Raw genomic sequence first — 18,471 nt, 5'->3', positions numbered from 1 at the left:
GCTGAGTGTCGTAACTCCAGCTTAACGGGGATTCGAAAGGTGAACAACCTATTGAGACTTTACACCTAGCGCTGTTTTTTCGTCATATAAAAAACCCGGTTATAAGAACCGGGTTTTTAGTGGAGTGGGGCTGTGGCTTATTCTTCGTAGCGGTTTACCAGGTGCCCTATGCCGTCAATGATGACTTCCACGGTGCTGCCGGGGCGCATGGAACCAACGCCGACAGAGGTGCCACAGGAAATAATGTCGCCCGGCTCCAGTGTCATGTCATGTGAAATCATGCTGACCAGCTTCTGCGGGGAAAAGACCATATCACTGATAGGGTAATTCTGACGCTCATCGCCGTTCAGGATGGTTTTGATGACAAGTTTGGACGGGTCTACGTCGGTGACGATGCCCGGACCGAATGAGCCGAAAGTATCAAAACCTTTTGCACGCGTCCATTGTGCAAAGGTCGGGTCTTTCTGGATGATTTCACCAGCGGTCACATCATTGCTGCAGGTATAGCCAAAGATATAGTCTTTTGCCTGGTCTTCGGAGACTTCCTTGCAGCGCTTGCCGATCACAATTGCCAACTCGCCCTCATAGACCACTTTGCCGTCGTAGGATTTCGGTTTTTTGACAGCTTCACCATCCGCAATGAATGCGGTGCCCGGCTTCAGGAGATAAAGCGGTTCTGTGGGAGTGGGTACGCCCAGCCGTGCTGCCAGGGCATTGAAATTGTTCCACAACAGGATCATTTTGGTGGGAACACAAGGAGTCAGCAGTTTGACGTCCGCGCGTTTGACGGTTTTGCCCGCCGCCGTCGGGTTATCAAACATATTACCGGTATACACGGCAATATCATCGCCATCCATCAGGCCAAAGCCGATTTCCGATCCCTGTTCATAACGTACCCATGATTTCATTTTTATCTCCTTGGTTGAGTGTTTTTGCTGGATTACATATTTGCGATCATGATGTCGCCAAATTCGGAAGTGGAAACTTCATCGGCGTCATTCATCAGGCGGGCAAAGTCACTGGTCACATGCTTTGATGTGATAGCTTTCTGCATGGCATCGATCACAATGTCAGCGGCTTCTTCCCAGCCCATATGGCGCAGCATCATTTCTGCCGACAGGATCAGTGAGCCGGGGTTGACATTGTTTTGCCCGGCAAGCGAAGGGGCGGTGCCGTGCGTTGCCTCAAAGATGGCAACCGTGTCGGAAATATTGGCGCCAGGCGCAATGCCGATACCGCCAACCTGCGCAGCCAGAGCGTCCGAGATATAGTCGCCATTCAGGTTGAGCGTTGCCAGTACGCTGAATTCATCCGGGCGCAACAGGATTTCCTGCAGGAAGGCATCGGCAAGCACATCCTTGATAACGATCTCTTTACCGGTCTTCGGGTTTTTAACGGAACTCCACGGGCCTTTGCCAATCACTTTGGCGCCAAATTCTTTTTGAGCCAGTGCGTAGCCCCAGTCACGGAAACTGCCTTCTGTAAATTTCATGATATTGCCCTTGTGCACAAGGGTGACAGAGGGCAGATCATTGTCGACGGCGTACTGGATGGCTTTTCGGACCAGCCGTTCCGTTCCTTCCTTGGACACCGGCTTGATACCGATCCCCGAAGTGGAGGGGAAACGAATCTGGCTGACACCCATTTCCTTAACGAGGAAGTCGATGACCTTGTTGGCTTCTGCAGAGCCTTCCGGCCATTCAATGCCGGCATAAATGTCTTCCGTATTTTCGCGGAAAATCACCATGTTGGTTTTTTCCGGCTCACGCAAGGGAGAGGGAACGCCATCAAAATAACGAACCGGGCGCAGGCAGACATAAAGATCAAGCTGCTGGCGCATGGTGACGTTCAGTGAGCGTATGCCGCCGCCGATGGGCGTGGTCAGCGGTCCCTTGATGGAAATGACGTATTCTTTCAGCGCCTGCATGGTTTCATCAGACAGCCAGACATTGTCACCATATACCTTGAGGGACTTTTCACCGGCATAGACTTCCATCCATTCAATTTTGCGCTTGCCGCCATAGGCTTTGGCAATGGCCGCATCAATCACTTTGCGCATTACGGGGGTGACATCGATGCCGATGCCGTCGCCTTCAATAAAGGGAATGATCGGGTTATCAGGCACATTGAGTGAAAAATCGGCATTCACCGTGATTTTTTCACCTTTTGCCGGAACCTGAATATGCTGATACATGGCTGTCTCCGAATAAAACGAGTGTTAATTACAGGGGGAAATCCCGACGGGTGCCGTCTTTCTCAGACGACGGCACCATCATTGTTGCTTTTTTCCTTGACCGGTTTGATCAGATCCTCCCGTTTAATGCCCAGACGCATCGCAATGGCGGCGGCAACGAAAACGGAAGAGTAGATACTGAACACAATACCAATGGTCAGCGCGATGGCGAAGTTGTGCAGGGTCGGGCCGCCAAAAAACAGCATGGCAAGCACCATGGCTTCCGTACTGCCATGGGTGATCATCGTGCGGGAAATGGTCCGGGTGATCGCATTGTTGATCACTTCAGTCACGCTTGCACCACGCATGGTCCGGAAGTTTTCGCGTACGCGGTCAAAGATAATGACGGATTCGTTAACCGAATACCCCAGTACCGCCAGGACGGCGGCTAAAACGGAAAGCGAAAACTCCCACTGGAAGAAGGCAAAGAAACCCAGAATGATAATGACGTCATGCAGGTTGGCCAGTACAGCGGCAACACCATATTTCCATTCAAAGCGGAAACCAAGATAAATAATGATGCCAAAGACCACAAGTCCCAGTGCCATCAGGCCATCATGGGTGAGTTCATCACCAATCTGGGGGCCGACAAACTCAACCCGTTTGAGTTCGACGGCCGGATTTTTTTCCTTGAGTGCGGAAAAAAGTTTTTCGCTCAGTTCGGCTGAAGTAATGTCTTTTTTCAATGGCAGATTGATGATGACATCCTGTGCCCGGCCAAAGTTCTGGACCTGAAAGTCGTCACCAATGTCGAGCCCTGCCACCGTTTTACGAATGTCCTGCAGATCAGCCGCCTGTGCATAGCTCACCTCGATTGCCGTACCGCCGGTGAATTCATTGGACAGATGGAGTCCCTTGTAGCAAAGAAAGAAAACGGCGGCGATAAATGTCGCAAAAGAAACGATATTGAAAATCAGCGCATGGCGCATGAAAGGAATATCTTTTTTTATTCGGAAAAATTCCATGGTGGATTCCGTAATCTAGTCAGTAACAAAAAAATCAGGCACGATCAATGATCAGTTTTCATCCGGCTTCCATACCTGGCCGATCGCAAGCGAATCGATCCGCTTGCGGTGTCCGTACCACAGGTTGACCAGTCCGCGCATCACAAATACGGATGAGAAGATCGATGTCACAATACCCAGCACGTGAACAACGGCAAATCCCCTGATCGGGCCGGAGCCCAGCATCAGAAGCGCCAGGCCGGCAATCAGTGAGGTGACGTTTGAATCCAGGATCGTGGCCCAGGCATGGGAAAAGCCTTTGGCAATCGCCATTTGTGGCGACAGACCGGCCCGCAGTTCCTCCCGTATCCGTTCATTGATCAGGACGTTTGAGTCGATTGCCATACCCAGTGTCAGCGCCAGCGCGGCAATACCCGGCAACGTCAGCGTGATTTGCATCAGTGACAGCACGGCCACCAGCATCAGGACGTTGACGGTCATGGACAACACGCTGAAAAACCCAAACAGCGTGTAGTAAACGATCATGAAAGCGGCTACCGTCAGGAAACCGTACAGGGTTGACTTGAAGCCCATTGAAATGTTTTCAGCACCCAGTTGTGGCCCGATGGTGCGCTCTTCGATGATTTCCATCGGCGCGGCCAGCGAGCCTGCCCGTAAAAGCAGTGCCAGATCGGTTGCTGCCTGTGAGCTTTCCATGCCGGTGATCTGGAATTTCGAGCCCAGCTCATCGCGAATAGTCGCAACCGTGAGCACTTCCCCTTTGCCCTTTTCAAAGAGCACGATGGCCATCAGCTTGCCGACCTTGCCACGGGTTGCCAGGCGCATCTTGCGTCCGCCGTCGCCATTGAGGTCAATAGCGACAGCAGCATTCTGGTACTGGTCAAAGGTCGGTGCGGCGTTGGCGATGTATTCGCCGGTAATGACAGGGTCCTTGTACAAAATGGTGGGGGTGCCATTGCCCACGGTATAGAGTTCCGAGCCAAAGGGCACGGCAACCGTCATCTCGGTTCCACGAACAACGGACTCATCCACCATGCGCACTTCCAGTGTAGCCGTTCTGCCGATAATATCCTTGGCCCGGGAGACATCCTGTACACCCGGTAGCTGTACCACGATACGGTCGGCACCCTGGCGCTGGATAACCGGTTCATTGACGCCTAACTCGTTGACGCGTTTGGAAAGGGTGGCGATATTCTGCTTGAGGCTGTTTTCCTGCGTTTCTTTCAGCATATCCGGACGCAGGGAGAGCGCCAGGCGGTTATCTGCCAGATCTTCTGACATGACTTCCTGCAGTTGCCTGGAAATCACGTCTTTTGCCCGGTTTCGGCTTTCTGAATCGGCAAACTGCATTTCAACCCGGTTATCTGTCCGTGTCATGTTGGAGTAACGAATGCCTTTTTCCCGCAACTGGGCTCTCAATGCTGACTGGATACCCTGCATGCGGGAATTGATGGCCGCCTTGATGTCCACTTTCATGAGGAAGTGAACACCCCCCCTGAGATCAAGCCCCAGGTACATGGGAAGTGCCTTGATGCTTTGGAGCCATTGCGGTGTATTTGAAATCAGGTTGAAGGCGATACTGAAGGTGGGGTCAGCCGGGTCGGGATTCAGCCGGCGTTCCAGGATTTCCTTGGCCTTGAACTGGGTTTCCGTATCGGTAAAACGCGCCCGGATCGTCTGGTGAACGCCACTGGTTTCATAGTAGATGCCGTCGGTGATGATGTCATCGTTTTTTAAAATACGCTCAACCTGCTGCATGAGGCCGGTGTCAACCTTGATGGTGGATTTGAGGCTGCTGATCTGCACAGCCGGTGATTCACCAAAGAAGTTGGGAATGGTATAGATGGCGCCGAATAATACAGCGACAACAATAATGAGATATTTCCAAAGAGGGTAGCGGTTCATGGTGATTCAGCTTTTATAATCAGGTGCAGGGCTAACACATGTGGCCAGGCGGGGTACTCAGTCAAAGCGCTTCAAGCGTTCCTTTTGGCAACTGGGCTACAACGGCGGTTTTTTGCACATAAACTTCCGCACCGCTTGCCATCTTCATGGCAATATGGTTTTCGGCGACCTGGGATACTGTACCCATCAGTCCGCCGGAGGTCACAATTTCATCGCCCTCAGAGAGGGCCTGCACCATCTCTCGCTGTTCTTTCTGCTTTTTCTGCTGGGGACGGATCATCAGAAAGTACAGCACGACAAACATCAGGACAATCGGCAAAAAGCCGCCAATGTTGTCCATGCTGAATGTGGACGAGGCAGCTTGCGCATAAGCATTGGAAATGAACATCTCAACTCCGGATTATTGTTTGGTAAACATGAAATTCTAGCATTCGTGGACGCGTTTGCATCCATTTTTCCCCTATTTTGATGGCGTTATTGTGTAAAATCAGGTGCCCTGTGGTTAAAACTGGGACACTGGCGGGAAAAAGAAGATGGATATCAACGAACTGGTTCCAAAAAACAAAGGGGATGTCTCTGGTCTTCCCGCGCTCAGTACACTGGAGGTTGAGGCGGCGGCAGGGATTATGGCGGGTCTTCTTGAGTGGCTGATGGATATGAACTGGCCCGTTGCGCGTGCGCTGTTTCCGGTTTTGCCGCGGTTTCACGGGATTCTTGTGCCTTACCTGAGAGTCGCCTTGCTGTCTTGTGACAGTATCTGGAAATATAACCTGCTTTGCCTGATACAAAACTGTCCGCCTGAAACGGCTCAGTGCCTTGAGGATTTGCTTGCCAAAATGGCAGAAATACCGCAGGGGGATGAGCGGGAAGAGGGGGTAACGGAAAAAGCCCGGGAAATACGGCAATGGCTGGCCGGTCAGGCGTAACTCAGATGCCCCGTTCCCGCCCGGACCGGAATTCGCGCATGAAACCGTCAAAGCGGTCATTTTCGATAGCGGTGCGCATATCGTGCATGAGTTCGAGGTAGTAATGCAGGTTGTGAATCGTGGACAGCCGCGCGCCGAGAATTTCGCCTGTCCTGTTCAGATGGTGAATGTAGGCGCGGGAAAAATGCCGGCAGGCATAACACTGGCAGGTCTCATCCAGCGGCTGCCCGTCGTCTTTGTAACGGGCATTTCTGATCTTGATGTCACCAAAACGAGTAAAGAGCCAGCCGTTTCGGGCATTTCGTGTCGGCATGACGCAGTCAAACATATCAATACCATTGGCAACGCCGGCCACCAGGTCTTCCGGTGTGCCAACCCCCATCAGATAATGCGGCTTGTCTTCGGGAAGGCGCGGGCCGATGTGGGAAAGGATCTGAAGCATTTCCTCTTTGGGTTCACCAACAGACAGGCCGCCGATTGCCATACCGTGAAATCCCATGGTATTCAATGCGGCCAGGGATTCCTCACGCAGATCGGTAAACATGCCGCCCTGTACGATGCCAAAAAGGGCATTGGGATTGGCGTGGGCATCAAATTCGGTTTTTGAGCGTTTGCCCCATCTCAGCGACAGCTGCATGGAGGTGGCCGCTTCATCCCGCGTTGCCGGGCGTTCGTTTATCAGGTAAGGCGTACATTCATCAAACTGCATGACAATATCCGCATTTAATGCATGCTGAATCTGCATGGAGATTTCGGGCGACAAAAAAAGCCTGCTGCCATTGACCGGGGAGGCGAAGCGGACACCTTCCTCGCTGATTTTGCGCATGGCGCCGAGTGAAAACACCTGAAAGCCGCCGGAATCTGTCAGAATCGGGCCATCCCAGCCCATGAAGCGGTGCAGTCCGCCGAATTTTTCAATGACTTCGGTGCCGGGACGCAGCCAGAGGTGAAAGGTGTTTCCCAGGATGATCTGTGCCTTGATTTCATGAAGTTCAAGCGGTGACATGGCCTTGACTGAACCATAGGTACCTACCGGCATGAAGATAGGCGTCTCAATCGTGCCGTGATTGACAGTAAGCCGTCCGCGCCGGGCATTGCCGCTGGTTTTCAGTAATTCAAATTCAAGCATGGATCGGTCCGGGTATCGGGAAAACAGTCAAAGGCGGTATTTTGCCAGAAAGCATCACATTGCGCAGTTTAACAGCATGGCATCGCCATAACTGAAGAAGCGGTATTGTTGGGCAATGGCGTGCGCATAGGCTTCACGTATCCTGTCATATCCGGCAAATGCAGAAACCAGCATGAGCAGGGTGGATTTTGGGAGGTGAAAATTCGTGATGAGCCGGTCAACCGTCCTGAAACGGTAGCCCGGAGTAATAAAAAGACGGGTATCGCCATTTCCGGCGGTGAGTTGTCCATTTTGGGACGCGGCTTCCAGCGCCCGCAGGCTGGTTGTGCCAACGGCAATAATGTTGCCGCCTGCTGCACGGGTTTTCTGTACGGATGTTACGGTTTCCTCCGGTATGGTATATCGCTCGGCGTGCATCTGGTGATCCGAAAGGTTTTCTGTGCGTACGGGCTGAAAAGTCCCTGCGCCGACGTGAAGGGTGACGTGAGCGGCTTTCACGCCGTTATCCCGCAGGCGGTCAATCAATGGCTGGTCAAAATGCAGCCCGGCGGTGGGTGCGGCAACGGCGCCGGGTACTTTCGCGTAAACGGTCTGGTAGCGCGTATCGTCAAATTTATCTGCATTACGCGCAATATAGGGTGGCAACGGCATGTGACCGTATTGCTCCAGAAGGCCGATAATGTCATCCGGAAAAGAGAGGGTGAAAAATTCACCCTGCCTTTCCCCCACCAGAACATCAAATGCATCAGCAAGCCGGATGCTGCTGCCGGCTTTGGGCGATTTGGAGGCGCGGATTTTGGCAATGGCATGCTGTCCGTCAACAATCCGTTCGATCAATACCTCGAGTTGCCCGCCGGTTTGTTTTGTGCCGAAAAGGCGCGCCTTTATCACGCGGGTATCGTTAAAAACCAGCAAATCCCCCGGTGAAACCAGGCGGGAAAGATCGGAAAACCGGCGATCGGCCAGGGAGGCGCCAACATCCAGAAGGCGTGATTCGCTTCTTCCGGATAACGGTATCTGGGCAATCAGGTTGGCGGGCAGGTCAAAATCAAAATCAGAAAGCGTATACATTGCGATATTCTGCGGCTTTTAGGATGGCGTCAGCACGGCACCGGTATTTTTTGGCGCGGGCAATTCCAGATCCAACTGGCTTTCTGCATGCGCACGACCATACAGGCGGGTCATTTCAGCCAGGTAGGTGGCATACCAGCTTTCAACCTGGTCCCAGGTAAAGCGCCACTCCCACGAACCGGTCGGCAATCCCGGCTCATTCATGCGGTGCGCAGCGTCCAGCCCGAGTATATCCTGCATGGGGGCAATGGCATAGCGGGCGATGGAAGACAGCGCCGTGCGAATCAGATCCCAGTGAATCCACTCCCCGCTGATGCTGAGGTAACGCCTGGCATAATCCCGCTCATCTTCACAGGCCGCCTGCCACCAGCCGCGCGTGGTGTTGTTGTCGTGGGTGCCGGTATAGATAACCGCGTCCGGCTCGTAATTATGTGGCAGGTACAGGTTGTCCGGGTTATGGTCAAAGGCAAACTGCAGGATACGCATGCCGGGAAGGTCAAATGCCTTGCGCAGGGCAATGACGTCTGAGGTAATAACACCGAGGTCTTCTGCAATGAAATTGAGTGAGCCAAGCGCTTTTTTTATGGCATGGAAAAAGGCTGCGCCGGGCCCTTTTTTCCATTTTCCGGTAACGGCAGTCGGTGCATCGGCAGGGATTTCCCAATAGGCTTCAAACCCGCGGAAATGATCCACCCGAACCAGGTCATACAGCTTCATCGTATGGGCTATGCGGTCAACCCACCAGTGGTAATCATCTGCGGCAAGCGCATCCCAGTTATAGAGCGGGTTGCCCCAGCGCTGCCCGGTACCACTGAATTTGTCAGGCGGAACGCCTGCCACGACGGTCGGACGGCCATGGGTATCCAGCATAAAGAGTCCGGGCCGTGACCAGACATCGGCACTGTTTAAGGAGACGAAGATCGGCACATCGCCAATCACTTCAATGCCGTTTTGGTTGGCATAGACTTTCAGTCGGGTCCATTGTTCATGGAAACACCACTGGCAGAATTTCCAGAAATTGATATCATCCGCATAGGTTTTTTCCGCTTCCTGAAGCGCGCCGGGATCACGCATGGCCAGTTGTTGCGGCCAGTTTTGCCACCCTTCCTGTGTGCCGGTGTATTGGGTATCCAGCGTGCGGAAAAGCGCATAATCATCCAGCCAGCGCGCCTCGCTTTTGCAAAAAGCATCAAAAGCGGCATGGGCAGCCGCTTTCTGTGCGGCGAAAAAGCGGCTTGCGGCAATGCGCAGGCGAGACATGCGAAAACGGGTGACGACCGGATAGTCCACCCGGTGGTCATCAAATGCCGTATCAAACGCCAGCTCGGATTGCGTCAGCCAGCCGGCTTCCATGAGCTGTTCCAGATCAATCAGAAGCACGCTGCCCGCAAAAGCGGAAGGGCTCATGTAGGGCGAATTGCCGACACCGACATCGACAAGCGGCAGCACTTGCCATAATGTCTGTTGTGCGGCTTTCAGCCAGTCAATAAAGTGACAGGCGGATTTTCCCAGGTCGCCGGAGCCGAAAGGCCCGGGCAAAGAGGTCGGGTGAAGCAAAATACCGCTGCGTCTGGTCAGTTTCATGGGGTCTCCGTATGATCCAGGGGGATAGCGTTTTCTTGTGCGAATGCAAAAGAAGCCCGTTCCTGAAATGCCGTATTTTATTAATGTACCTGTATTTGGCTGATAAGGGGATATCCTATCCCTCTTTTGCCGCTCACGTTATCATTTCACTTTGCATTGAATTTATTGAAAGACCGCATGTCATCCAAAAAACCGAATACCAGGACCAGCCGGCTTGAACGCCTGGGATTGCGTTCGGATAGGGATTTTGTGCTGCACCTGCCCATGCGGTATGAGGATGAAACGCGGGTTACGCCGGTTCGCGAGGCGCAACTGATGACGGGCCCGGTTCAGGTTGAGGGGCTTGTTACCCTCTCTGAGGTGCAATACCGTCCCCGCCGGCAGCTCGTCGTTTGCATTGCTGACGAAACAGGCGAGCTTTTTTTGCGGTTTCTCCATTTTTATGCCAGCCAGCTAAAGCAGCTCGCGGTGGGTGTGCGGGTGCGGGCACGGGGGGAGCTGCGCCAGGGTTTTTTCGGTGCAGAAATGGTGCACCCGGTGTATCGGGTCGTGTCTGAAAACACACCGCTTCCTGATGCCTTAACGCCGGTTTACCCCTCAACGGAAGGAATTTCACAGCAGGTACTGCGTAAGGAAATCACCGCTGCGATGGCGCGGGCGGACCGGGCAGACACGCTGCCGCCGGAAATCCTGCAACGCCTGAATTTACCGGCTTTTGGTAATGCCGTTCAACTGCTGCATAATCCGCCACCCGATGTGGATGAAAATGCGCTTTTCGAACGGACACATCCGGCATGGCGCCGTATGAAATTTGATGAACTTCTGGCACAGCAGCTTTCCATGAAGCGGGCGCATACTCGCCGCCGGGAGCAAACGGCGCCGCAGCTTTCCGCTACCGGTGCAACAAGTCGCGCACTCCTTGATGTTTTACCCTTTTCATTGACCGGCGAACAGTATCGGGTACTGGACGAAATCACCGAAAGCATGCAATTGCCTTATCCCATGCAGCGTTTATTGCAGGGCGATGTGGGAAGCGGGAAAACCGTTGTGGCGGCAATGGCGGCAGCGCAGGCGATCGATAGCGGTTATCAGGTTGCCATGATGGCACCAACGGAGATTCTTGCGGAGCAGCATTTTCAGCGGGTGGCCCAGTGGATGACACCGCTGGGGGTGGATGTGGCCTGGCTCACCGGCAGCATGAAAAAAAGGAAAGAGAGGGGGCGGTTTCCCGGATCATGTCCGGCGAGGCGCGCCTGGTTATCGGAACACATGCCCTGATCCAGGAGGATGTGCATTTTGACCGGCTGGGCCTGGCCATCGTGGATGAGCAGCACCGTTTTGGTGTGAGCCAGCGCCTGATGCTGCGCAACAAGGGAAACAAAAAGGCGGGGCTTATGCCGCACCAGTTGATGATGAGTGCCACGCCGATTCCCCGCACGCTTGCCATGACCTATTACGCGGATCTGGATGTCTCCGTGATTAATGAGTTGCCGCCTGGCCGCACATCGGTTGTTACGCGCCTGATTGATCGCTCAAGACGTGATGAGGTGATCGAGCGGATACATGCTGCGGCGCTTTCCGGGCGCCAGGTATACTGGGTCTGCCCTTTGATTGAGGAGTCTGAGGCGCTTCAGCTGCAAACAGCGGTGGAAACCCATACGCTTTTACAGGAAATGCTGCCGGATTTGACGGTCGGTCTGGTACATGGCCGCTTGAAGCAGGGGGAAAAACAGGCGGTCATGGATGCTTTTGTGCGGGGAGAGGTTCATCTGCTGGTTGCCACGACAGTGATTGAGGTCGGGGTGGATGTGCCGAATGCTTCCCTGATGATCATTGAGCATGCCGAGCGTTTTGGCCTGTCACAGCTCCATCAGTTGCGTGGGCGGGTTGGCCGGGGTGATGCGGAAAGTATCTGCCTGTTGCTGTATCAAGCCCCACTGGGTGAAACGGCAAAACAGCGCCTGATGACCATGCGTGAAACAACGGATGGTTTTGTCATTGCCAAACGGGATCTGGATATTCGGGGGCCGGGAGAGTTTCTTGGGGCCCGGCAATCCGGCCTGGCGATGCTGCGCTTTGCCGATCTGCAGACCGATACGGACCTGATTGAGGCATCTCGGGAGATTGCCGAATCGTTACTGGCTGATCCCGGCGAAAAAGCTCAGATGGTGGTTGAATCGCATCTGAAACGCTGGCTTGGCGGTTTTGAGGATTTTCTGAAGGTATAGGAGCGCGAGTGACGTCACGGATCCATCTTTATCTGCGCCTGATTCGCATTGAAAAACCGATTGGCTACATGCTGCTGATGTGGCCGTCGCTGATCGGCTTGTGGATTGCTGCCGGCGGGTGGCCAGGCTGGACACCATTTCTGGTTTTTACCCTTGGTGCCGTATTGATGCACTCTGCCGGGTGCGCGATCAATGATTTTGCCGACCGGGATATTGACCGACATGTCAAACGGACCAGAGACCGGCCGCTCACTGCCGGAAAGATTGCTCCCTGGGAAGCCATTATGGTGGCAATTGTCCTGTCATTTATTTCGTTTCTCATGGTGCTTCAGTTGAATGCCCTGACACGGCAGCTTGCGGTTGTCGGCTTGCTTCTTGCTGCAACCTATCCCTGGTTCAAGCGTTTTTTTGCCATACCACAGGCTTATCTCGGGATCGCTTTCGGATTCGCCTACCCCATGGCGTTTGCTGCCATACAGGGACATGTTCCGGTGATCGCCTGGTGTTTCATGCTGGGCAATGTTTTCTGGACACTGGCGTATGATACGGAGTATGCCATGGTGGACAAGGATGATGACGTGAAAATCGGCATTCGTACATCGGCCATTACGTTTGGTCAATTTGACGTATCGGCTGTCATGGTAAGTTATGCGCTGATGCTGTTTATCTTTTCCCTTTCCGGGCTTCATGCAGGGCTGGGTTACGGCTTTATCACAGGACTTCTGGCGGCAGCCTGTTGTATGGTCTTTCAATACCGGCTGATCAGAACGCGGGACAGGATGAAGTGCCTGCTGGCGTTTCGCTGCAATAACCTGATCGGACTCGCATTATTTGCCGGGATACTGCTGGACTATGCCTTGCATTAAGGTTTATCCTATGAAGTAATGCAGGGGTGACAAAAAACGGTCAAAATGAACTTTGCATGAAAGCGGTTACTCAATAGTTTACAAACATGAAAGGATCATTGAATCATGGATACAACAAATGAAGCAGGCGCCAAACTGATGGGTAATTTGAAATCAATTATCCAGGACGCAGAAAAAATGCTGGAAAACAGCGCACAACAGGGAAGCGAAAGCTTTCAGAAAGCCAAGGAAAAGCTGGAGTCCACGCTTGAGGATGCCAAATTTGCCATGCGCGAGCTGGAAGATATTGTCATCAGCAAGGCGAAAACCGCAGCAGTATGCACCGCCGAGTATGCCAAAGCGCATCCCTGGCAGGCCGCTGGTGTGGTTACCGTTATCGGCATCATGCTTGGCATGCTGATTGCACGCAAATAATCCCGGTGCTTTAGCGAATGGGTATCATCAGAAATGTGACAAGAATGGCGAGCACCCTGCTCGCCATCTTTAACACACGTGTCGAACTTTTTACGGTTGAGTTGCAGGAAGAGGCCCAGCGTCTCTTGTCCTACCTCATCCTTTCACTGGTGGCGCTGTTTTGCGTGATCATGACATTCCTTCTGGGGATATTTCTTGTTATTGTGCTTTTCTGGGAATCCTACCGGATTTTAGCGGTCAGCGGATTAATCGTGTTTTTTGCCGGGGCTGCAGTGCTGATAGCCCTCAGTATCCGCAGCAGCTACCGTAAAAAACCCCGCATGCTGGCGTATACCCGAAGCGAGATTGCCAAGGATATCGAACGGCTTAAATCGGGGCAGTAAAAAATGGACGCAAAATGACGGAAAGACCTAAATCACTGGCTAAGCGGCGAGAGGAACTGGTGACCAAAAGCGCCATTCAGCGTGAGCAGATGGCGGCAATACTGCAGGATACCTGGCAGCCGGGAGCGCTCTCAACCGGCAAAAATATCCTGTCCCAGGCCCGCCAGAAGCCTTTGCTGTCGGGGTTTCTGGCAACGCTGGTATTTCTGTTTTTTCGCAAAAACCGTCTGTTTTCTCTTCTTGCGGCAGGTATTGTGACATTCAAGACCTGGGCACGGTATTCTCCTTTTGTGATGCCCTATCTCAGAAAACTCTGGCAACATTACCAGAAAAGGCGCCTCAGTCAATAGGCTCAGCAATGAGTCCTGCCCCTGGGTTCAGTCGGCATTTTTGCCGAATTCTTCTCCGAGTTCAACGCTGCGTGCCGCGGCTGCCTTTGCTGCCGCGATAATGCGATCTTTCAGACCGCTTTCCGCCATCACCGACAGTGCGGCAAACGTGGTACCCCCGGGCGAGGTGACTTTTTCCCGCAGGACGGATACCGGATCGGTTGATTGAACCGCCAGTTCGCTGGCGCCACGGAAGGTGGCCAGAGCCAGTTGCGCTGCCTGATTTTCACTCAGGCCAAGTGCTTTCCCGGCTTCCTGAAGGGCTTCAATAAAGTAGAAAACATAAGCCGGTCCGCTGCCGGATATCGCAGTGACCGTATCCAGCAGGTTTTCGCTGTCGACCCAAAGTGTCATGCCGACAGCCTGCATGATGGCCTGTGCTGTCTGTTTCTGTTCCGGTGTTACGCCATCCATGGCGAAAAGCCCGGTTACGCCCTGTCCGATGAGTGATGGGGTGTTTGGCATGGTGCGGACAATCCGGCCATATCCCTGCATCCAGCGGGAAAGATCGGTTGTGCGGATACCGGCGGCGACAGACAGGATAAGTTGCTCGCGGATATGGGGAAGAAGGCTGGTGACCACTTCACGTATCTGCTGCGGCTTGACGGCGAGAACCAGCACATCGCATTCTGTCAGACGGGTATCCATAGCAGATGATGTGGTTACCCCAAACCGGCTTGCCAGGCTGGCAAGGGCATCCGGATTCAGGTCAACGACATGGATGTGTGAGTCGGCAGTGACTTTTCCGGCCATGCCGCCAATCAGGGCGGAAGCCATGTTGCCGCCACCAATAAATCCTGCTTTTAAAACGGTTTTCATATCAGTTTCTTGCTCCAAAGATTGCGGTGCCGATACGGACGATCGTTGCACCTTCCGCGATGGCGGCGTCCATATCCGCTGTCATGCCCATGGACAGGGTATCCAGGTCATAGCCCTGCTCTCGCAGTTCGTCGTACAGATTTTTCATCTGGCGAAACGGCTCGTGCTGCTTTTCGGGATTGTCCTCTGGTTCCGGTATTGCCATTAAGCCCCGTAATTTGAGCCCGGGAAGCTGTGAGACGGTCTTTGCCAGTGCAATGATTTCCTGCGCATTGACACCGCTTTTGCTGTTTTCGTGGCTGATGTTGATCTGCAGGCAGACATTGAGCGGTGGCAGGCCTGCCGGCCGCTGCTCGGAGAGGCGCCGGGCGATTCTTTCCCGGTCGACCGAATGAACCCAGTCAAAATGTGCGGCAATCCCCCGGGTCTTGTTACTCTGGATCGGGCCGATGAAGTGCCATTCGAGCGCAAGATCCGGAGCGATTTCCTTTATCTGCTGTATTTTCCGGATGGCTTCCTGTTCGTAGTTTTCGCCAAAGGCATGTTGACCAGCCCTTGCCGCTTCGATAACCGCCTGGGCAGGGCAGGTCTTTGATACGGCGAGCAGGTGGACAGACGCTGGCGGCCGGTCCGCTTTTTGCGCCGCATCAGCAATATGGTTCTGCACAGCTTGCAAGTTGGTGCTTATTGTGGACATAATTAATCTGATCGCATGGGCTGTTTTGTGATGCCATTTCGTTTATATGGCAGAATACCTGTGAATTATATGCAAACCCGCTGTTAAATGCCTCTGTTTCGCAACAAAACAATCAGGCATAATTCCCGGTAGGGTCAGGCCTCATTATGCCTGCTGCAAAGCAGTTGTCTCCCAAATGGCGGTGTTGTATCGAAAAATGGGAACTTGATGGTGGTCTGCTACGCCTGCGTTCCCATTGCCCGTTGCGCCTGGCCCTTTAGCCAAAACGGCTTTTTGCGGGCGGAAAATTAATGAGGCCTGACCCTAAATGAACTTTTGCAGGAGACAGATGATATGACCTGGTTGATGTGGCTGCTGGTTTTTGTGCTGGTGATTGCTGCCATCGTAGCCAAAATAAAACGTTCGGCGCGTATCGTTATTTTCAGAAACGAAGACGGGCGGTTTCGTGCCGATAAATTCGGCAACGATGAGAACGATCAGCGGCAGGTTCATGGTTTACGCAGCTCCAACGTGGAACAGATGCTTGCCTGTGCCAGATGCGGTGTTTATGTGCCCGCATCCGAAGCGGTTTTCCGGACCGGCAAGGTTTACTGCTGTGAAGAGCACAGCGTCCAGCCCTGAGGGGGGCATGCTGACAATTGAAAAAAACGGGTGGTGCAAAGCGGCTGAAAAACTGCCGTCCCCCAATTATGATGTCCGTCAGCCGGATGTGCCTGTTGACCTGATCGTCGTTCACAACATCAGCCTGCCGCCAGATGAGTACGGTGGCCCATATATTGCCGATCTTTTTCTGAACCGGCTGGATTATGATGCCCATCCCTATTTTGACCAGTTACGCTCCCTGCGTGTTTCCGCCCACTTCCTGATTCGCCGGGGGGGAGAACTGGTTCAGTTTGTTTCTGCCAATGACAGGGCCTGGCATGCCGGTGCGTCTGAATTTTGCGGCCGAATGCAGTGCAATGATTTTTCCATCGGTATTGAGTTAGAGGGGAGTGACCATGAACCCTTTACCGATAGTCAGTATGCGGTTCTGACAGAACTGACATCGGCCTTGTGTTTGCGTTACCCGATATCTGCTGTTACCGGACACCAGCAGATTGCCCCTTCCCGGAAAACCGATCCCGGCCCGTATTTTGACTGGAAACGCTATGAAACGGGCGTACAGACAGCATCCGGCCCTTGTCCCGTTTTTTTCGGCGCTGCCCTGAGAAGCAAATCGTCCGCTAGAAAATACTGACCAGAATATTGGCGTTCTGTTTTTCCGCTTTTTCGTAAAAGGCCAGCAGGTTGTTGAATTCCTGTACCAGTTCCTGTCTCAGGGATGCCGCATCTTCGTCATACCAGATGTCCGGATAGATTTCTTTTTCCCGGAATTCACGGAAATTCGCGCTTTGGGCCAGCCTTTCAATATCCACTTCCTTCATGGCCACAATGATGTCTGCCAGTTGTCCGGCTTCGGTTGATGCGACGAAATCCGCTTCTTCATCATCTTCATTAAACATCTCGATGCCCACGATGGCCTCGCTCAGTTCATCTCCCTCAACAGGGGTGGAGGCGGTCGTGCCGGTCAGCAGGAAATGCAGGCCATCCCATAGTTTGTCCATGCAATAAAGTTCAGCTCCCGCTTCTTCCAGTTCGTTGACTTTTTCAAGCAGGTCGTCATTATCCAGTGAAAAAAGACTGTCGAAGGTGTTGTCATCGAGCATCATGTAATTGGCGATAAAACTCATGTTTGGCTCCGTCTTAAGAGATTGAAAAGATTTTTTCCATTTCCGGTAATGTCAGCCCGGATATGCGGATTTCCAGCAGTTTTTTTCGGCTGGTAAAACCATGGGTGATCTGGACGCTGCTTTTGGGTAAATCGCACTTGTCGGCAATGAAACGGATCAGTGCTTCATTGGCTTTGCCGTCTACCGGCGGTGCCTGCAGGCGAATACGCAACGCATCCTCGGTGGCTGAGAGGATTTCCGACTTTTTTCCGTTCGGGCTGATCTGAACCGCAAGCTTGAATCCTGAGCTGGTTTGTGACAGCCAGTTTTTTTTCATCGTCCGAGACTCAGGATCAGTTCCGGGACAAGCCGGCCGGCAATATTCAGCAGGATAAAGAGGATCATCACCGACAGGTCAATCCCGCCAATCGGCGGAATGATTTTTCTTATCGGTGTGAGGTAGGGGCGGTTCAGTGCGGAAACCAGTGGCGCAAGCGGGGCGTTCGGATTGACCCAGCTGAAGATTACCTCCAGGATGAGCAGGCCCATCATGCCATAGACCACCCAGTTGAAAAGGGTCAACAGTGTCAGGATCAGGACGATTTTGAGCATGAAGACCGGGATGATCGCCATGGATTTGGCAATGGCGGCGATGATGGCAATCAGAATCGCACCAACCAGGCTGGCCCAGTCCTGTCCACCCACACCGGGAATAACGCGGCGCAACGGGTTGACCAGCCAGTTTGTCAGGATATAAATGAAGTTTCCGATCTGCATGGGCGGCCTGACGCGCGAAGCGTGTATCCAGAAGCGGAGCAGCATCAGCCCGCCAAAGAGGGCTGCCGCTGTATCAATAATGACCTGCAAAACGCCGTGTACCACAGACTCTCCTTTTTCCTGATTGATGGTTGTGCTGTTGCCAGATGATAACCGGTTATGGTGTGGTTTGAATATTGTACCCCGTCATGGATGCCGTCATTTTACCGCAGGGATGGCGTTGGCTTTTTCCAAAAGAGACAGAATTGCCGGAATTTATCCATTTTTTTACATAAGACAAATGAACGCAGGGCATTGACGCGTATTTTTTCCTGAATGAGAGGCATTGCCGGATAATCCGGTAATGAGGCATCATGATGATTTGCCCAACCTGAAC

The 18,471-nt window shown here is 53.1% G+C and carries 20 protein-coding genes and 1 pseudogene; 8 read left to right on the top strand and 13 right to left on the bottom strand.

Going from position 1 to position 18,471, the window contains the following annotated elements:
• Positions 1 to 137: 137 nt before the first annotated feature.
• From NB640_RS07080 to yajC, 5 genes are all read right to left on the bottom strand, one after another.
• A complete protein-coding gene (locus tag NB640_RS07080) occupies positions 138 to 908 on the bottom strand; it encodes a fumarylacetoacetate hydrolase family protein (RefSeq protein WP_269308045.1) in 771 nt (256 codons plus the stop codon).
• A 32-nt stretch (positions 909 to 940) separates the two neighbouring features.
• Positions 941 to 2,194, bottom strand: coding sequence for an NADP-dependent isocitrate dehydrogenase (gene icd, locus NB640_RS07075; RefSeq protein ID WP_269308044.1), 1,254 nt, complete (start codon positions 2,192 to 2,194; stop codon positions 941 to 943).
• A gap of 62 nt (positions 2,195 to 2,256) precedes the next feature.
• On the bottom strand, positions 2,257 to 3,198 hold the full coding sequence (secF, locus tag NB640_RS07070; RefSeq protein WP_269308043.1) for a protein translocase subunit SecF: 942 nt from the start codon (positions 3,196 to 3,198) through the stop codon (positions 2,257 to 2,259).
• A gap of 51 nt (positions 3,199 to 3,249) precedes the next feature.
• Positions 3,250 to 5,103, bottom strand: coding sequence for a protein translocase subunit SecD (gene secD, locus NB640_RS07065; RefSeq protein WP_269308042.1), 1,854 nt, complete (start codon positions 5,101 to 5,103; stop codon positions 3,250 to 3,252).
• A 61-nt stretch (positions 5,104 to 5,164) separates the two neighbouring features.
• Positions 5,165 to 5,491, bottom strand: a complete 327-nt coding sequence (gene yajC / locus NB640_RS07060; protein ID WP_269308041.1) for a preprotein translocase subunit YajC — start codon at positions 5,489 to 5,491, stop codon at positions 5,165 to 5,167.
• Between the two features lie 145 nt (positions 5,492 to 5,636).
• On the opposite strand from yajC, the gene NB640_RS07055 reads away from it, so the two are divergent.
• Complete coding sequence (locus NB640_RS07055) at positions 5,637 to 6,029, top strand: DUF5071 domain-containing protein (protein ID WP_269308040.1); 393 nt, start codon at positions 5,637 to 5,639, stop codon at positions 6,027 to 6,029.
• A 1-nt stretch (position 6,030) separates the two neighbouring features.
• On the opposite strand, the gene tgt is transcribed toward NB640_RS07055, so the two are convergent.
• Genes tgt through malQ form a run of 3 tightly spaced genes read right to left on the bottom strand, consistent with a single transcriptional unit; the run spans position 6,031 to position 9,813 of the window.
• A complete protein-coding gene (gene tgt, locus NB640_RS07050) occupies positions 6,031 to 7,158 on the bottom strand; it encodes a tRNA guanosine(34) transglycosylase Tgt (protein WP_269308039.1) in 1,128 nt (375 codons plus the stop codon).
• A 54-nt stretch (positions 7,159 to 7,212) separates the two neighbouring features.
• On the bottom strand, positions 7,213 to 8,229 hold the full coding sequence (queA, locus tag NB640_RS07045; protein WP_269308038.1) for a tRNA preQ1(34) S-adenosylmethionine ribosyltransferase-isomerase QueA: 1,017 nt from the start codon (positions 8,227 to 8,229) through the stop codon (positions 7,213 to 7,215).
• An 18-nt stretch (positions 8,230 to 8,247) separates the two neighbouring features.
• Positions 8,248 to 9,813 carry a 4-alpha-glucanotransferase gene (gene malQ / locus NB640_RS07040; RefSeq protein WP_269308037.1) on the bottom strand — a complete coding sequence of 522 codons (1,566 nt, stop codon included), beginning with the start codon at positions 9,811 to 9,813 and terminating at the stop codon, positions 8,248 to 8,250.
• Between the two features lie 177 nt (positions 9,814 to 9,990).
• On the opposite strand from malQ, the pseudogene recG reads away from it, so the two are divergent.
• The 5 genes and pseudogenes from recG (at position 9,991) to NB640_RS07015 (ending at position 14,054) form a co-directional block, all read left to right on the top strand.
• Positions 9,991 to 12,041 (top strand): annotated as a pseudogene (gene recG / locus NB640_RS07035) (ATP-dependent DNA helicase RecG).
• A gap of 8 nt (positions 12,042 to 12,049) precedes the next feature.
• The gene (ubiA, locus tag NB640_RS07030; RefSeq protein WP_269308036.1) at positions 12,050 to 12,907 is read left to right on the top strand and encodes a 4-hydroxybenzoate octaprenyltransferase; all 858 of its coding nucleotides are present in this window, start codon (positions 12,050 to 12,052) and stop codon (positions 12,905 to 12,907) included.
• A 105-nt stretch (positions 12,908 to 13,012) separates the two neighbouring features.
• Positions 13,013 to 13,321, top strand: a complete 309-nt coding sequence (locus tag NB640_RS07025) for a DUF883 family protein (RefSeq protein WP_269308035.1) — start codon at positions 13,013 to 13,015, stop codon at positions 13,319 to 13,321.
• 17 nt (positions 13,322 to 13,338) lie between these two features.
• A complete protein-coding gene (locus NB640_RS07020) occupies positions 13,339 to 13,704 on the top strand; it encodes a phage holin family protein (RefSeq protein WP_269308034.1) in 366 nt (121 codons plus the stop codon).
• A gap of 14 nt (positions 13,705 to 13,718) precedes the next feature.
• Positions 13,719 to 14,054 carry a hypothetical protein gene (locus tag NB640_RS07015; RefSeq protein ID WP_269308033.1) on the top strand — a complete coding sequence of 112 codons (336 nt, stop codon included), beginning with the start codon at positions 13,719 to 13,721 and terminating at the stop codon, positions 14,052 to 14,054.
• 27 nt (positions 14,055 to 14,081) lie between these two features.
• On the opposite strand, the gene proC is transcribed toward NB640_RS07015, so the two are convergent.
• Entirely contained in the window at positions 14,082 to 14,912 is an 831-nt protein-coding gene (gene proC, locus NB640_RS07010) for a pyrroline-5-carboxylate reductase (RefSeq protein WP_269308032.1), read from the bottom strand.
• Position 14,913: 1 nt separating this feature from the next.
• Positions 14,914 to 15,609 carry a YggS family pyridoxal phosphate-dependent enzyme gene (locus tag NB640_RS07005; RefSeq protein WP_269308031.1) on the bottom strand — a complete coding sequence of 232 codons (696 nt, stop codon included), beginning with the start codon at positions 15,607 to 15,609 and terminating at the stop codon, positions 14,914 to 14,916.
• A 333-nt stretch (positions 15,610 to 15,942) separates the two neighbouring features.
• Here NB640_RS07005 and NB640_RS07000 point away from each other — a divergent pair, with 333 nt between their 5' ends.
• Positions 15,943 to 16,230, top strand: coding sequence for a PP0621 family protein (locus NB640_RS07000; protein ID WP_269308030.1), 288 nt, complete (start codon positions 15,943 to 15,945; stop codon positions 16,228 to 16,230).
• Positions 16,231 to 16,237: 7 nt separating this feature from the next.
• A complete protein-coding gene (gene ampD / locus NB640_RS06995) occupies positions 16,238 to 16,846 on the top strand; it encodes a 1,6-anhydro-N-acetylmuramyl-L-alanine amidase AmpD (RefSeq protein ID WP_269308029.1) in 609 nt (202 codons plus the stop codon).
• Here ampD and NB640_RS06990 read toward each other — a convergent pair.
• The 3 genes from NB640_RS06990 to NB640_RS06980 are packed head-to-tail and all read right to left on the bottom strand — an operon-like array spanning position 16,833 to position 18,200.
• Positions 16,833 to 17,339 carry a YfbM family protein gene (locus NB640_RS06990; protein WP_269308028.1) on the bottom strand — a complete coding sequence of 169 codons (507 nt, stop codon included), beginning with the start codon at positions 17,337 to 17,339 and terminating at the stop codon, positions 16,833 to 16,835. The genes ampD and NB640_RS06990 overlap by 14 nt on opposite strands.
• 13 nt (positions 17,340 to 17,352) lie before the next feature.
• Entirely contained in the window at positions 17,353 to 17,655 is a 303-nt protein-coding gene (locus NB640_RS06985) for a DUF167 domain-containing protein (RefSeq protein ID WP_269308027.1), read from the bottom strand.
• Positions 17,652 to 18,200, bottom strand: a complete 549-nt coding sequence (locus NB640_RS06980; RefSeq protein WP_269308026.1) for a YggT family protein — start codon at positions 18,198 to 18,200, stop codon at positions 17,652 to 17,654. Before NB640_RS06980 ends, NB640_RS06985 begins: the two co-directional genes overlap by 4 nt.
• Positions 18,201 to 18,471 lie beyond the last annotated feature (271 nt).

The sequence above is a fragment of the Oxalobacter vibrioformis genome (assembly GCF_027118995.1).
GTDB lineage: Bacteria > Pseudomonadota > Gammaproteobacteria > Burkholderiales > Burkholderiaceae_D > Oxalobacter > Oxalobacter vibrioformis.
This window is presented reverse-complemented; position numbering and strand designations above follow the sequence as displayed.